12 protein-coding genes and 1 other RNA gene are annotated in these 15,187 nt (G+C 60.5%); 6 read left to right on the top strand and 7 right to left on the bottom strand.

Annotated elements, in window-relative coordinates; genetic code table 11:
• From AC3VI7_RS09425 to gyrA, 7 genes are all read right to left on the bottom strand, one after another.
• A partial coding sequence (locus AC3VI7_RS09425) for a S1 RNA-binding domain-containing protein (protein ID WP_489671480.1) occupies positions 1-611 on the bottom strand: 611 nt, incomplete at its 3' end.
• A gap of 144 nt (positions 612-755) precedes the next feature.
• A complete protein-coding gene (locus AC3VI7_RS09420; protein WP_489669183.1) occupies positions 756-2,771 on the bottom strand; it encodes a bifunctional 3-phosphoshikimate 1-carboxyvinyltransferase/cytidylate kinase in 2,016 nt (671 codons plus the stop codon).
• Positions 2,772-2,816: 45 nt separating this feature from the next.
• Positions 2,817-3,698 carry a prephenate dehydrogenase gene (locus AC3VI7_RS09415; RefSeq protein WP_489669184.1) on the bottom strand — a complete coding sequence of 294 codons (882 nt, stop codon included), beginning with the start codon at positions 3,696-3,698 and terminating at the stop codon, positions 2,817-2,819.
• A gap of 33 nt (positions 3,699-3,731) precedes the next feature.
• Positions 3,732-4,829, bottom strand: a complete 1,098-nt coding sequence (pheA, locus tag AC3VI7_RS09410) for a prephenate dehydratase (RefSeq protein WP_489669185.1) — start codon at positions 4,827-4,829, stop codon at positions 3,732-3,734.
• Between the two features lie 7 nt (positions 4,830-4,836).
• The gene (serC, locus tag AC3VI7_RS09405; RefSeq protein WP_489669186.1) at positions 4,837-5,931 is read right to left on the bottom strand and encodes a 3-phosphoserine/phosphohydroxythreonine transaminase; all 1,095 of its coding nucleotides are present in this window, start codon (positions 5,929-5,931) and stop codon (positions 4,837-4,839) included.
• A gap of 25 nt (positions 5,932-5,956) precedes the next feature.
• Positions 5,957-6,604 carry a DUF2059 domain-containing protein gene (locus AC3VI7_RS09400; RefSeq protein ID WP_489669187.1) on the bottom strand — a complete coding sequence of 216 codons (648 nt, stop codon included), beginning with the start codon at positions 6,602-6,604 and terminating at the stop codon, positions 5,957-5,959.
• Positions 6,601-9,246 carry a DNA gyrase subunit A gene (gyrA, locus tag AC3VI7_RS09395; RefSeq protein ID WP_489669188.1) on the bottom strand — a complete coding sequence of 882 codons (2,646 nt, stop codon included), beginning with the start codon at positions 9,244-9,246 and terminating at the stop codon, positions 6,601-6,603. The genes AC3VI7_RS09400 and gyrA overlap by 4 nt, the downstream gene beginning before the upstream one ends.
• Before the next feature lie 218 nt (positions 9,247-9,464).
• Between gyrA and AC3VI7_RS09390 the strand changes: the two genes are divergently transcribed.
• The 6 genes from AC3VI7_RS09390 to AC3VI7_RS09365 form a co-directional block, all read left to right on the top strand.
• Positions 9,465-10,274, top strand: coding sequence for an OmpA family protein (locus AC3VI7_RS09390; protein ID WP_489669189.1), 810 nt, complete (start codon positions 9,465-9,467; stop codon positions 10,272-10,274).
• A gap of 101 nt (positions 10,275-10,375) precedes the next feature.
• Positions 10,376-11,044 (top strand): OmpA family protein, encoded by a 669-nt coding sequence (locus AC3VI7_RS09385; RefSeq protein WP_489669190.1) that lies wholly within the window; start codon positions 10,376-10,378, stop codon positions 11,042-11,044.
• 24 nt (positions 11,045-11,068) lie between these two features.
• Positions 11,069-11,788 (top strand): bifunctional 2-polyprenyl-6-hydroxyphenol methylase/3-demethylubiquinol 3-O-methyltransferase UbiG, encoded by a 720-nt coding sequence (gene ubiG / locus AC3VI7_RS09380; RefSeq protein WP_489669192.1) that lies wholly within the window; start codon positions 11,069-11,071, stop codon positions 11,786-11,788.
• A complete protein-coding gene (gph, locus tag AC3VI7_RS09375) occupies positions 11,785-12,441 on the top strand; it encodes a phosphoglycolate phosphatase (RefSeq protein WP_489669193.1) in 657 nt (218 codons plus the stop codon). Before ubiG ends, gph begins: the two co-directional genes overlap by 4 nt.
• Positions 12,442-12,458: 17 nt before the next feature.
• Positions 12,459-12,818: a transfer-messenger RNA gene (gene ssrA / locus AC3VI7_RS09370) on the top strand.
• Positions 12,819-12,882: 64 nt separating this feature from the next.
• Positions 12,883-15,187: SIR2 family protein (locus AC3VI7_RS09365; RefSeq protein ID WP_489671479.1), on the top strand; the 2,305-nt coding region annotated here is incomplete at its 3' end.

Genomic DNA, 15,187 nt, shown 5'->3' with positions numbered 1-15,187 from the left:
ACGATCGCGCCTTCGCGCAGGGTTTCGAGCAGCTTGGCGCGTTCTTCGCCCATCGAAGCTTCCACCACAGCACGGCGTGACAACACGACGTTGTTGCGCTTGCGGTCGAGCTTGATGACCTTGAATTCCATGGTCTTGCCCTCGTACGGGCTCATGTCCTTGACCGGACGCGTATCAAGCAGTGAGCCCGGCAAGAAGGCGCGGATGCCATTGACCAACACGGTCAGGCCGCCCTTGACCTTGCCCGACACGGTGCCGGTGACGAAGTCGCCCGATTCCAGCGCCGTTTCCAGCGACAGCCACGAAGCCAAACGCTTGGCTTTGTCGCGCGACAAGATGGTGTCGCCGTAGCCGTTTTCGATGGCGTCGATCGCCACCGACACGAAGTCGCCCACTTGGACTTCGAGTTCACCTTGGTCGTTCTTGAACTCATCCAAAGGCACATAGGCCTCGGACTTCAGGCCGGCGTTGACCACCACAAAGCTGTGTTCAACACGCACGACTTCAGCGGAGATGACCTCGCCGGTGCGCATGTCAGCGCGTTGCAGAGATTCCTCGAAGAGGGCGGCAAAGGACTCCATGGCCGAGCCGGCCATTGCTGCTTGAGACATCGGAAACTTTCTAACCGGCCATGCCGGCATACGGACCACAAGTCACCCACAAAGGGGACCCATGGGGGGTTCAGGTTGAAGAACCGGTGCCCGATATATGCCTTGCGGCACGGCAGGAGGACACCGGACCCACACACGTCGCCGTTACTGAAACGACGCCGGACGGCGCTGCTGCCACCAAGCCAAGACCTGATCCACCGATGCTTCGATGCTCAGGGCCGAGTTGTCCAACAACAACGCCTCTTCGGCGGGTTGGAGGGGAGCAACTGCGCGCGTTCGATCGCGTGCGTCACGAGCTTCCAAATCCGCCCGAAGGGCCGAGAGGTTAGCAGGAAATCCTATGGAAATCAATTGCTTATAGCGGCGTTCAGCGCGCGCTGTGGGCGTGGCGGTCAGAAAGACCTTGAGCGCCGCATCGGGGAAAATCACCGTGCCCATATCGCGACCATCGGCCACCAAGCCGGGTAACCGCCTTGAGCGGTGCTGCAAATCGGTCAAGGCAGACCGCACCGCCGGCCACGCAGAAATCTTCGAGGCCATGACACCGATGCTTTCTTCGCGCAGCCGGTCACTGACTTCGTGGCCATCAAGGTAGAGGCGCGTGCCCTCGAAGCGCAGCTCAAGCCCCTCGGCCACACGGGCCAGGCCCGCTTCGTCCTCGGCCAAGACGCCTTGCATCTGTGCAGACAAGGCCGTCACGCGGTACAGCGAGCCCGAATCGAGGGTGTGATAGCCGAGGCGCTGGGCCACCGCCGCCGCCAACGTGCCCTTGCCCGACGCGGTCGGGCCGTCCAAAGTCAGCACGGGGATCTGCGCTGGCGCAGTGGCCACCAAATCAAAAAAGGCTTCGAAGTAATCCGGGAACGTCTTGGCCACGCATTTAGGGTCAAGGATGCGCACCGGCACCGACTCGCCTTGGGCCGCGAGCAGCGGATTAAACGCCGCCAAAGACAAGCACATCGCCATGCGATGGTCGTCATAGGTGTGAATCGCCGCCGCTTGCAGCCGTTTGGGCGGGATGATGACAATGAAATCTGCACCCTCTTCGACCTCGGCCCCAAGCTTGCGCAACTCCGTAGCCATGGCTGCAATGCGGTCAGTCTCCTTGACACGCCAGCTTGCGATGTTGGTCAAAACGGTCGGGGCATCGGCATACAGCGCCATCACCGCCAAGGTCATGGCCGCATCAGGAATGTGGTTGCAGTCAAGCGTAACACCGCGCAAGGGCCAGATGCCGCGACGAACTTCCAGCCAATTGGGTCCGCTCGTGATCTGCGCGCCCATGGCTTGGGCCGCTTCGATGAAGCGAATGTCGCCTTGGATGGATTCGGTCCCCACTCCTTCGATACGCACCGGCTCTGTCACGGCCGCCAAGGCCCCGATGGCGATGAAGTAAGAGGCCGAAGAGGCATCGGCTTCGACATGCACCCGGCCCGGCGTGCGGTAGCGGCTGCCAGCGGGAATGGTGAAACGCTGCCAACCCTCACGCTCGACACGGATACCAAAGCGCGCCAGCAAATTGAGGGTGATCTCGATGTACGGCTTCGAGATCAGCTCGCCCACCACCTCGATCACCACCGGCGCATGATCAGCCCCCAGCGGCAGCGCCAACAGCAAAGCGGTCAGGAACTGGCTCGACACATCGCCGCGCACTTGCACCGGCTCGCTCAAGTCAAGGCTGCCGCCGGCCAAACGCAGCGGCGGAAAGCCTTCTTTCCCCAAACAATCGACCACGCAGCCCAAGGCGCGCAACGCATCGACCAAGTCACCAATCGGGCGCTCGTGCATGCGCACCACGCCACGCACCGTGTAGTTGCCCCCCAAGCGAGCCGCCAAAACCGCCAAAGCGGCGGTTAGCGGGCGCATGGCTGTCCCGGCATTGCCAAGGAACAAATCGGCGCTTGCCACCGTCGGGCGGCCCGCCAAGCCGGTGATGCGGGTGATGCGCCCCTCGCGCTCAATCACGCAGCCTAGGGCCGTCAAGGCCGCCAACATCACATGGGTGTCGTCCGAGTCGAGTAGATCGACCAGCTCGGTCTGACCCTCACTCAACCCAGCCAGCAACAGCAGCCGATTGGAAATACTCTTGGAGCCTGGCAGGCGCACACAGCCGCCAGCCGAAGTCACTGCGGGAAGATCAAGAAAGGGAATCGCGTACATGCCTGGTGCGGCCAAAAACAAAGAGGAAACCGGTCAGCAAGGTGGTCAACGCTGACTGCCGGGACGAGAACTCATCTGCCAACTGGCGCGCGCGGTCGAAGCGTGGCGGATCAAGTCTTCAAGCGCTTCCAGATTGCCCGACTTGAGCACGTGCTCAAAGGCATCCAAGGCGTGCCGGAAACGCTGCGACTGCTTGAGCACCTCTTCGCGGTTGCTCATCAAGATGTCGCGCCAAACGGCCGGATCGCTGGCTGCGATGCGGGTGAAATCACGAAAACCCGGACCCGCCAAGGAGAGAAACTCCCGCCCTGCCGGCTGCGACACCATGGCATTGAAATACGCAAAGGCCAAGGCATGCGGCAGATGGCTCACGGCGGCAAAGGCAGCGTCGTGGTTCTCAGGCGTCATGCGCAGCACTTGGCAGCCGATGGCTGACCAGACATCGGTGGCGCGCTGGATTTGCTCCGGGTCGGTCTGCTGCAAAGGCGTCAGGATGACTTGGCGGCCTTGGTAAAGCGTGGCATCGGCATGCTCAACCCCCGAGACTTCTTTGCCGGCAATCGGGTGCGCAGGCACGAAGTTACGAATCTTGTCCTTCAGCACCCGGCGCGCCGCATCGACCACATCCCGCTTGGTCGAGCCGACATCCATAAACAGCGTCTTGCTGTCGCCCAGATGGCGAATGGCCTTGAAGGTCGCCTCGGTGGCCGAGACCGGCACCGCGAGCAACACCAAATCGGAACCAGAAACAGCCAGCAACGCGGACTCGGCGGCCACGTCGATGACGCCCATCTTTTTGGCCCGCTCGGTGGTCGAGGGCGATTTGCTGTACCCCACCACCCACTTGACCAGCCCGGCACGCTTGAGCGCCAGCGCAAAACTGCCGCCCATCAAGCCACAACCAATGACGCCAAGCTGTTTGAACATCTGATTTATCCGCAAATCCCGAGGTTGGAGGTCTCAGTGAACATCGATCGGGTAGGTTCCCAAAAGCTTGAAAAAAGCACACACCGCCCGAAGTTCTTTGAGGGCCGCTGTCACGGCAGGATGATCCGGATGCCCTTGGAGATCCATGTAGAAGTAATACTCCCACTGACCTGAGCGCGCCGGCCGCGACTCCAGCCGAGTCATCGAGACGCCATGATGTTTCAAGGGCACCAGCATGTCGTGAACGGCACCCGGTTGATTCACCACCGAAACCACCAAACTCGTGCAATCGTGCCCTGAAACGGCCGGGACCACCTGACGCTCGGGGTGCGCCACGATGGCAAAGCGGGTCCGGTTACTGGGATCGTCTTGGATAGCCGGCTCGACCACGTGCAAGCCCCACTCGCTGGCGGCCCGCTCGCTGGCCAAGGCCGCCAAACTGGGATCAAGACTCGCTAGACGCGCACCTTCGGCATTGCTCGACACTGGCCGACGCTCGACATGCGGCAAATGGGTGCTGAGCCAGCCATGGCACTGCGCCAAAGCTTGGGGATGCGCGCACACCGCCGTGATGTCTTGCAAAGCAGCCGCTCCGGTTTGTTTGCACAACAAGTTGTGGCGCACCGCCAAACTGGTTTCACCCACAATGAACAGCGGTGTGGTCAGAAACAAGTCCAGCGAGCGCGCCACGACGCCTTCGGTCGAGTTCTCGACCGGCACGACCCCAAAATCGGCCGCACCGGCGGTCGTGGCCCGGAACACCTCGTCGATGCTGGGGCACGGCACGCGCACGATGGAGGCACCGAAATAGCCCAACGCAGCTTGCTCACTGAAGGTGCCCGCCGGCCCGAGATAGGCCACCCGGATGGGTGTTTCCAAAGCTCGGCAAGCACTCATGACCTCGCGCCAGATCGGCGCAATGCTGTCGCTCTTGATGGGGCCTGCATTGATCGCCTTGAGCCCATCAATGACCTGCGCTTCACGTTCGGGCCGGAAAACCACCGAGCCCTCGTGCTTCTTGACCTCACCCACCGTTTGCGCCAGCTGAGCCCGTCGGTTCAGCAGCGCCAGCAATTCAGCATCGACTTGATCGATCTGCTGGCGTAATTCGGCCAGCGTGGGCAAGGACATGGGCAAATCAGCCATTCGACACCGTAAATTCACGCATATAAGCCACCAAGGCGCGCACCCCCTTGACGGGCATGGCGTTGTAGATCGAAGCACGCATGCCGCCCACGCTCTTGTGACCACGCAGCTGCACCAAACCCTTGGCACGCGCACCGGCCAAGAAAGCCTCGTTCAGACTTTCATCGCGCAGCGCAAAAGGCACATTCATGCGTGACCGCACGGCGGGTGCCACCCGGTTGACGTAGAAACTGGAGGCATCAATGAACTGATAGAGCAGGTTGGATTTTTCGATGGCGCGCCGCTCCATCTCCGCCACCCCGCCCTGGCGCTTGACCCATTGGAAGACCAACCCGGCCATATAAATGGCGTATGTCGGGGGCGTGTTGTACATCGAGCCCGCCTCAGCCACCTTCTTGTAGTTGAAGGTGGTGGGGCAAATCGACATGGCCCGCCCCAGCAGGTCTTGGCGCACGATCACAATCGTCAAGCCTGCCGGTCCGATGTTCTTTTGAGCCCCAGCAAAAGCCAACCCAACCCGTGACCAGTCGATCCGGCGGGACAAGATGTGCGAGGAACAGTCGATGACCAAAGAAGCATGGCTGCCCAAGGCGGCCAGATCCGGCAACTGCTGAAACTCCACCCCATCGATGGTCTCGTTGCTGCACAGATGCACATACGACGCTTGGGGGCGCAGCACCCATGAGCTGGGGTCAGGGATCGACAGATGCGCGCCAGATTCGGTCGCCGCCGCGATCCCCGCTTGGCAATAGCGGGCAGCTTCTTCGGCAGATTTCTGCGACCAAGATCCGGTCACCACGAAATCAACTTCACCACCGCGCGATAAGTTCATGGGGACAATCGCGTTCTGCCCCAAGCCCCCACCTTGCATAAACAGGATGCGGAAGTGGGAGGGCACCGCTAGCAACTCGCGCAAGTCAGATTCAGCCTGCTCGCAAATCGAGAGAAACTCTCGACCCCGATGGCTCATCTCCATCACGCTCATGCCAGCCCCGTGCCAATCAAGCATTTCGTCGGCCGCCTGGCGCAGCACTTCTTCCGGCAAAACAGCCGGGCCGGCAGAAAAGTTATACGGGCGATTCGCCATGATCTTTATGCGCTCAATGGCCCTCTTATTTACTGGCAGGACCGGCTGATGAGGCCGCCGAGGCAGCCTGTGCCGGCGGCACACCCAAATGCTCACCCATGGCCTGATGCAAGGCCATGAGTTTGGGTTGAAGTGCCGGGCCCATTTGCTTGAGCAAGGCATCCCCCATCACGCGTTGGATATCCGGCGACAGCTGTTGGTATTTCTGTGCCACCGGCGACTCAAGCCAAGTCACCAACTGCTGAAGCTCCTTCTCGTCGAAGCGCTCCTCCAGCATGACGCCGAAGGTGCTCGGTGCCAGCTCAACAATCTTCTTTTGCCAGACAGGCACGTTCTCTTCCGAGAATTTACGGAAGTCCGCTTGAAGATTTTTGACGGTAGCCTCGCGCTTTTCGGCCGGCAACTGAGCTGCAAACTGCATGCCCTGCTGCAACATGCCGCCGGCCGGGTTTTCAACCAGCGCACGCGCCATGCTTTCAATGCCCGCTTGCTGAAGCTTCAGCACCTTCTGGGCCAAAGCTTTCTTGGCCGGTGACGATTTAACCGGCTTGGTTGCAGCCTTGGTGTCGGTCGGTGAAGCCAGCTTAGCGGCTGAGCTAGCGTCAGCAGCCATGGCGGCACCCGCAGCGGACACACACAGAGCAACGGCGGTGATCAGATGGCGAATGGTCATGTATTTTCTCCTCCGGCTTGACCGGATGTATCAAGTTCAGATGGGGGTTCAGCGTCAGGCGTGGCATCGTTTTCAACGATGCGCTGCACACCGCAAAGCTGTGAGCCTTCGTCCAAAGCGATCAGCGTCACACCTTGGGTCGCCCGGCCGAGTTCACGGATCTCAGACACCCGGGTACGCACCAGCACACCCCGGTCGGTGATCAACATGATTTCATCTTCAGGACGCACCAGCGTGGCGGCGACCACTCGGCCATTGCGCTCGCTTTGCTGGATCGCAATCATGCCCTTGGTTCCCCGACCATGACGGGTGTAGTCGCTGATGGAGGTGCGTTTTCCAAAACCATTCACGGTTGCGGTCAGCACGCTTTGGCTCTCATCCTCCGCCACCAGCATGGCGATGACGTTCTGACCTTCTTCCAGCGCCATACCGCGCACACCGCGCGCTTGGCGGCCCATCGGCCGAACATCGTTTTCGTCAAAGCGCACCGCCTTACCGCCATCCGAGAACAGCATCACGTCGTGCTTACCGTCGGTCAGCGCCGCACCGATGAGGTAGTCGGACGGATCAAGATCGACCGCGATGATGCCGGCCTTGCGTGGGTTGCTGAAGTCATCCAGCGCCGTCTTCTTGACCGTGCCCAGCGCCGTACACATGAAGACATAGTGATCAGCCGGGAAGCTGCGGAACTCGCCCGTGAGCGGCAGCACGACGGTGATCTTCTCGTCGGCTTGCAGCGGGAACATGTTGACGATCGGTTTACCCCGGCTGGCGCGACCGCCTTGGGGCACTTCCCAAACCTTCAACCAGTACACCCGCCCGCGATCACTGAAGCACAGGATCCAGTCATGGGTGTTGGCGATAAAGAGCTGGTCGATCCAGTCGTCATCCTTGGTCGTGGCCGCTTGCTTACCCCGACCACCGCGCTTTTGCGAGCGGTACTCGGCCAGCGGCTGGCTCTTGATGTAGCCGGTGTGCGAAAGCGTCACCACCATGTCGGTCGGGGTGATGAGGTCTTCGGTGCCCAAGTCTTGGGCGTTGTGCTCGATCACGCTACGACGCGTGCCGAGCTTGGTCTGGGCAAACTCCAGCTTCAGCGCGGTCAACTCTTCGGCAATGATGCTGGTGACCCGCCCGGACTGGGCAAGGATGTCGAGCAGATCGGTGATCTGCGCCATCACGTCCTTGTATTCGCCCACGATGCGGTCTTGCTCAAGGCCGGTGAGGCGTTGCAGACGCATCTGCAAGATTTCACCGGCTTGATCGTCCGAGAGGCGGTACAGCCCGTCGTCTTGCAGACCAAAGTAAGGCGGCAAACCCTCGGGTCGATAGGCCGCCCGCCCGCCCAAGGCATGACCTTCCGCGCGGGCCAGCATCTCGCGCACCAGCGACGAATCCCAGCTCTTGCTCATCAAAGCAGCCTTGGCCACTGGCGGCGTGGGCGACTGCTTGATGGTCGCGATGAACTCGTCGATGTTGGCCAGCGCTACGGCCAAACCTTCAAGCACATGCCCACGCTCACGAGCACGCTTGAGCTCGTACACCGTGCGCCGTGTCACCACCTCACGGCGATGCTCCAAGAAGATGTCCAGCAACTGCTTGATGTTGCACAAGCGCGGCTGACCGTCGATCAGCGCCACCATGTTGATGCCGAAGCTGTCTTGAAGCTGAGTCTGCTTGTACAGGTTGTTCAGCACCACCTCGGGCACTTCACCGCGCTTCAACTCAATCACCACCCGCATGCCGGACTTGTCCGACTCGTCTTGCAAGTGACTGATGCCGTCGATCTTCTTCTCGTGGACCAGCTCGGCGATGCGCTCAAGCAGGGTCTTTTTGTTCACTTGGTACGGGATTTCATCGACGATGATCGCTTGGCGCGAGCCCCGGTCGATGTCCTCAAAATGCACCTTGGCGCGCATCACCACCCGACCCCGGCCGGTGCGATAGCCTTCGCGCACGCCGGTCAGACCGTAAATGATCCCGGCGGTCGGAAAGTCCGGTGCCGGGATGATTTCCATCAACTCGTCGATGGTCGCTTCCGGCACCTTGAGCAGATGCAAACACGCATCGACCACTTCGTTCAAGTTGTGCGGCGGGATGTTGGTGGCCATGCCCACGGCAATGCCCGACGAACCATTCACCAACAAGTTCGGCAAGCGGCTCGGCAGCACCAGCGGCTCTTTTTCTGAGCCGTCGTAGTTGGGCCCGAAATCGACGGTTTCCTTGTCGATATCGGCCAGCATCTCGTGCGCGATCTTGGCCAAACGGATTTCGGTGTAACGCATCGCCGCCGCGTTGTCGCCATCGACCGAGCCGAAGTTGCCTTGACCATCGACCAGCATGTGACGCAGGGAAAAGTCTTGGGCCATACGCACGATGGTGTCGTACACCGCCGTGTCGCCGTGGGGGTGGTACTTACCGATGACGTCACCGACGATACGGGCCGACTTCTTGTAGGGCCGGTTCCAGTCGTTGTTGAGCTCGTGCATCGCGAACAACACACGCCGATGCACGGGCTTCAAGCCATCACGCGCATCCGGTAAGGCCCGCCCGACAATCACGCTCATGGCGTAGTCAAGGTACGAGCGCCGCATCTCCTCTTCGAGGCTGATCGGCAGAGTCTCTTTGGCAAATTGGGTCATGCGATGAAGAAAGCGGGTCCAGATGGCCGGTAAGCCCCCCCGGGCATGCACCCGGAGGAGGGCGTGTGAGCTCGCGATTCTACGAGGCCAGACCCTCAAATGCGGGACAGGCCCATGAAATTGCTGCGTGGCAGAATCGCAACCTTGGCCAGCAGACGTATTTTTTTCGCGTCAGCTGTGATTTTTTCCTTTTGTCACCCCTTTCTCGGAGACCAACGATGACAACGATGAGCCCCAAAACCCGCGTTCTGCTGCTTGTGAACGCCCTTGCTTTGACGGCCTGCGCCACCGGAGGTGCTCCGACGACCAGCCCGGCCCGGATCGACAACTGGCGCGCTACCGACGGCACCGTCTGGCGCAACGGCACCAACGAATACTGCTGGCGCGATGCCAACTGGGGCTCAGCGACCGCTGCGGCCACCTGTGACGGCGCTGTAGCACCTGTGGTTGTTGCTGCCGCACCCGCCCCGGTCGCGGCTCCGGCACCCGTGCCCGCCCCGGCTCCTAAGCCAGCTCCTGCGCCTGTCCCGGCACCCGCTCCGGCTCCTGCCCCCGCACCGAAGCCGGCTCCTGTCGTGATTCCCGTGGTCATCCCCGCTCCGGTGGTGATTCCGGCTCCAGTGGTCGCAGCTCCGGCTCCGGCACCTGCGCCAGTGGTCGCACCGAAGCCCATCGCGCCGTTCGCGCTTGAAGGTGACAGCTCGTTTGCCAAGGGTCGCTCTGACTTGACCGCTGACGCCAAGAGCAAGCTCGACAGCCTTGTCGCCAAGCTCAAGGACGTCAAGGTGGACAAGATCGTCGTGACCGGCCACACCGACAACACCGGCAAGGAAGCGATGAATGACAAGCTCTCCAAAGCCCGCGCTGAATCGGTCAAGAAGTACTTGGTCGCCAAGGGTGTGGACGCCAAGCTGATCCAAACCGAAGGCATGGCCGCCAAGCAGCCGATCGCTGACAACAGCACGCCGCAAGGTCAGTCCAAGAACCGTCGCGTCGAATTTGACGTGACCGGTACCCGCAAGCTCTGATCAAACGCAGCGGGTTGTTTTGTTTGCCGCCACAGCCGATGAATAATTCGCTGTGGCGCGCACTGCGTCGATGAGACCCTGACATCGCTAGGAAGTCCTCCATGAAACGATTCAACCCCCTTGCTTTTCTTTGCGCGGCAGCACTGACCTCAGCCCCATCGCTGACGTGGTCGGCGGATAAAGCCAACGGCCAAGCGGCGTCACTGGACGCTCAAGTCCGTATTGAAGAAAAAATGCCCGCCGACGCAGTGCAAGCCCCAGCCGTGCCAGACGGCCCGAGCACAGGTCGCAGCAGCGCCCCCCAAGGTACGCCGCAGAAAAACAGCCAAAACCTGCTCAGCGGCGGTGGTGGCTCTACGCATGTCGTTTTCGCCGCAGATTCCTTTTTCGCCTTTGATCGCTCCGACCTGCGTATCGATAACGTGCGCACATCCAAGACCGTCGTCAATGACGAAGAGCGTAGTGCTGTCGGCATCGCCACACGCAAACTCGATTTGCTGGCCGAACGACTCAAGGGCATCGATGTCGAATCGGTGGGCATTTACGGTCACACCGATTCGGATGGCTCAGACGCTTACAACATCAAGCTGGCACTGCGACGCGCCGAGTCGATTCGGCAGTACTTGATCTCACGCGGCGTACCGGCGGACAAGATCCAGTCCTTTGGTGAGGGTGAACGCAAGCCCGTGGCCGATAACGCCACCAAAGAAGGTCGTGCCAAAAATCGTCGGGTCGAGATCGAAATCCACGGTGCATTGGCACCCAAATAAAAGCCATCCAGCCCGTGCGCGACCATGAGTTCACCGAACGTTGACCCCAAAGAACTCGCCAAATTCAGCGAGCTGGCCCATAAGTGGTGGGATCCGCAAAGCGAGTTCCGCCCCCTGCATCAACTCAACCCCTTGCGCCTCGGCTGGATCGAACAGATTGCTGGGCCGCTGACCGGCAAGAAGGTGTTGGATGTGGGCTGTGGCGGCGGCATCCTGAGCGAATCCATGGCCCGCCAAGGGGCTGACGTGCTGGGTATCGACTTGGCTGAACGCTCCTTGCGGGTGGCACAGTTGCACGCTATGGAGCAGCAAGTCGAGCACATCAACTACCGCGAAATCGCCGTTGAAGCGCTGGCCGACGCTGAGCCGGGGCAATATGACGTCGTGACGTGCATGGAAATGCTGGAGCACGTGCCGGACCCGGCTTCGATCATTCAAGCCTGTGCGGCCTTGGTCAAGCCGGGCGGTCACGTCTTTTTCTCCACCATCCACCGCAGCCCCAAAGCCTTTTGGCTGGCCATCGTCGGCGCAGAGTACGTGCTCAACATGCTGCCGCGTGGCACCCATGAATACGCCCGTTTCCTGCGCCCCAGCGAACTGGCCACGCTGTGCCGTGACGCCGGGCTGGACGTCGAACAGCTCAAAGGCATGCGCTACAACCCCTTCACCCAGCGCTTCAGCCTAGAGATGGATGTCGGCGTGAACTACTTGTTGTATGCCCACCGGCCCACGCTGAACGGATGAGCCCCGCCGTTTTATTCGACCTCGATGGCACCTTGGTCGATAGCGCGCCCGACTTGGCCGCCGCCGCCAACCACGTGCGCGCCTTACGATATTTGCCGCCCTTGCCCACCGCGCTCTATCGCCCCATGACCGGTGCCGGGGCGCGGGGCTTGCTCGGTGTGGCGCTGGGTCTCACGATGCTGGATGACGATTTCGAAACCTGCAAACAGCAGTTTCTCGACACCTACGAGCGCAACTTGGCCCAGCACACCCGTTTGTTTGAGGGCATGGACGCGGTGCTGAGGCATCTCGAACACCACGGCCAGCCTTGGGGCATCGTCACCAACAAAGCCGAGCGCTTCGTCAGCCCCTTGCTGAGCGCCTTGGATCTGCACCGCCGCGCCAGCGTCGTCATCTGCGGCGACACCACACCGCGCCCCAAGCCCGCGCCCGATCCCTTGCTTGAAGCCGCTCGCCGCTTGGGCCTGCGCCCACAAGACGCGCTCTACGTCGGCGACGATCTGCGCGACATCCAAGCTGGCCACGCCGCCCACATGCCCACCATCGCCGCTGCTTGGGGCTACCTGGGTGCGGGCGAATCCATCGACGCTTGGGGGGCTGCGCACATCGCCCACACCCCAGCCGATCTGCTGCCGCTTTTGAAGCTGTACTAGAATCGCCTCTCCCTTCTGGGGCCGACCAGGTTTCGACGTGGGTGCGGAATTGGAGTAGGGCATGCCGAGCACCAGTCCGCTCGTAAAACCACTGGAAACAAAGTAACTGCAAACGACTCTACGTTCGCTCTCGCCGCTTAACACCGGTGAGCCTCTCAACGGTTGGCCGATGGGCCGGGCTCGCAAGAGCTGAGAGGTAATTCACATGGGCTGGTAGGCGATGGGGTCACTCAGTCGTCTACAAGAAATAGTGACTGGCGTTGTCTGAAGGGTGTTCCTGCCCGCCAGCAACGTGAGACTCAAATCAGAGAACTACGCATGTAGAACTGCCTGAGGATGGCTTGCGGACGCGGGTTCGATTCCCGCCGGCTCCACCACCTTTTTGAAAAGCCCGACCCGCAACGGTCGGGCTTTTTCTTTGCAGCGTTGATAGCTCGGCCCATGCAATTCGTTCAACACGGCCCCGACATCCCTGACGCCCTCCTCCAAGCCCACGAAGAAGGCCGCGTGGTGTTCTTCTGCGGGGCGGGGATTTCATGTACGGCAGGGCTTCCTTTGTTCGAGGAACTGGTTCGTCACATCTACAAGCACGTGGGCCATCAGCCTGATAAGCATGAGGATGAGCTGATCAAGACGATGCAACTCGACCGGGCCATCGGTCATCTTGAAGCGGGTATTCAAGGCAATCGAGAGAACGTTCGGCGGGGATTACCAAAGCTCTTGAGCCCCAACTTATCCAAGCCTCACGCTTTAACCACGCACTTGGCACTGCTCACGCTCGGCAAGCATCGCAACGGCACGCTAAGGCTGGTCACCACCAACTTCGACACGCTCTTCGAAATGGCCCAAGAACGCCATATGAAGGGCCACACGCTCACCATCCATCCAGAGCCCCCCGCCCGTCAGAACTGGGATGGTTTGGTTCATCTGCATGGCCGAATGTCCACGTCTCCTTCCGTCCAGGAACTGGATCGACTCGTTCTATCGGACGGTGATTTCGGGCAGGCTTATCTGACACAAGGCTGGGCGGCGCGATTCGTGGCGACGCTTTTACGGGACTACACGCTCTGCTTTGTCGGCTACAGCATCGACGACCCGGTGATGCGCTACATGACCGCCGCGCATGCCTTGGATGGCGCACAGAACATGTATGCCTTCGCTAACCAGGCCGGTGAACCCACTGATTCCGCTCGTGAGGCTTGGCGCGCGAAAAAAGTGCAGCCCATTTTTTACGATGAAGCCCACGGACATCGAAAACTTCACCAGACCCTCCATGTGTGGGCATCCCTTTACCGTGATGGTGTTCGCGGGAAGGAGCGCCTTGTCGTCCGTTATGCACACAAGAACCCGGCAGCAAGCACACGCCAAGATGACTTTGTCGGCCGGATGTTGTGGGCTTTGGGTAATGGATCAGATCTACCAGCCAAACGCTTCGCCAGTTTTGAACCAGCCCCGCCCCTCACATGGCTTGAACCCTTGAGCCAAAAGCTGCCGCTAGGCGGTCATCTGCAACGTTGGCTCACACGTCATCTTGGCGATCCAAAGCTGCTCTTGTGGTTCGTTCAACACGGCCAAAAGCACCCAGAACTGCCCGGCTTGATCGCGGACAAGTTGGCTGAATCCGAAGATACGCCCAGCCCGCAGATGCGCACCTTTTGGCGGCTGATGCTCAGTGGTCGAGTTGCGACTCAGATTCGCTCGCCTTGGATGGATTTGGACATCATCCGCTGGGGCAAACGGCTGGATACAGAAGGTCTGAGCCTTTCGATGCGACACGAATTACGGGCGCTGTTGGAACCCAAGATTGAGCTTCGTAAGGCGTTCCACCTTGATGGCATGCAGGCAAAGATCAATCCATCCACCCTTGATGGGGAATTGGTTCTCAGCACCGAGCATGTGCATGGCTGGCTGCAAAACATCCGAGCCACCGCAAAGTGGCAAGAAGCCCAAGGCACGCTGGTCGAGAACTTTCAACAGCTGCTGCGTGATGCGCTGGAGCTGCAACAAGCACTGGGGCAACCGGACGGACTTTCATGCATGCAACTTTCATCCATCAGCCCACACCCCCAGAACAAGCATCGCAAAGACTGGCTCGCCCTTGTCGATGTGCTGCGCGATGCTTGGTTGGCTCTTTACCAGCATGACCGTGAACACGCACGCCACATCGCACACGGTTGGTGGCGACAGCCCTATGGACTTTTCAAACGCTTGGCCTTGTATGCCGCAACCTATGAGTGCATCACACCGCACGGTGAATGGGTCAATTGGCTGCTGGAAGGGAACGCTCAAGGCTTGTGGTCAAGCGATACCCGACGAGAAGCCATGCGCCTGCTCGTCGCATGCGGAGCCCAACTTTCCGCATCAGCCAGTCGCCGACTTGAGAACGAGATACTGAACCGGACAGACGTCATCGACCGTGCCATCTGGATTCGACTCGCAAAGCTCGACAAGGGTGGAGCCCAACTGGGAGAAGCGGCCCGCACCCGACTCGAATCCCTGTCATCGACGCATAGCGACTGGCAGTTAGCCGAGGACGAAAGTGATGAGTTCTCGCACTGGATGCGCGGCCCCCGTGATCACGGCTTCATGAGCCACCGTCAAATCTTTCGGGCTCCACGCCAAAGAAAGGCCTTGGCCGATTGGCTGCGGCAAGGGCCGCAAAAAACATCCTCTCTGGATGAGGACAACTGGCGCGACACCTGCCGGGGGCGATTCTTTGTTTCAGCGACGGCGCTTTGCGATCTGG

The organism is Leptothrix toolikensis (SeqCode) (assembly GCF_057922285.1).
Note: the sequence above shows the minus strand (reverse complement) of the source record. Positions and strands in the feature narration are given on the sequence as shown.

What these genes read in the sequence shown, in the direction of transcription:
- AC3VI7_RS09420 (WP_489669183.1), bottom strand. Translation starts at nt 2,771, where the DNA reads ATGTACGCGATTCCCTTTCTTGATCTTCCCGCAGTGACTTCGGCTGGC.
- AC3VI7_RS09415 (WP_489669184.1), bottom strand. Translation starts at nt 3,698, where the DNA reads ATGTTCAAACAGCTTGGCGTCATTGGTTGTGGCTTGATGGGCGGCAGT.
- pheA (WP_489669185.1), bottom strand. Translation starts at nt 4,829, where the DNA reads ATGTCCTTGCCCACGCTGGCCGAATTACGCCAGCAGATCGATCAAGTC.
- serC (WP_489669186.1), bottom strand. Translation starts at nt 5,931, where the DNA reads ATGGCGAATCGCCCGTATAACTTTTCTGCCGGCCCGGCTGTTTTGCCG.
- AC3VI7_RS09400 (WP_489669187.1), bottom strand. Translation starts at nt 6,604, where the DNA reads ATGACCATTCGCCATCTGATCACCGCCGTTGCTCTGTGTGTGTCCGCT.
- gyrA (WP_489669188.1), bottom strand. Translation starts at nt 9,246, where the DNA reads ATGACCCAATTTGCCAAAGAGACTCTGCCGATCAGCCTCGAAGAGGAG.
- AC3VI7_RS09390 (WP_489669189.1), top strand. Translation starts at nt 9,465, where the DNA reads ATGACAACGATGAGCCCCAAAACCCGCGTTCTGCTGCTTGTGAACGCC.
- AC3VI7_RS09385 (WP_489669190.1), top strand. Translation starts at nt 10,376, where the DNA reads ATGAAACGATTCAACCCCCTTGCTTTTCTTTGCGCGGCAGCACTGACC.
- ubiG (WP_489669192.1), top strand. Translation starts at nt 11,069, where the DNA reads ATGAGTTCACCGAACGTTGACCCCAAAGAACTCGCCAAATTCAGCGAG.
- gph (WP_489669193.1), top strand. Translation starts at nt 11,785, where the DNA reads ATGAGCCCCGCCGTTTTATTCGACCTCGATGGCACCTTGGTCGATAGC.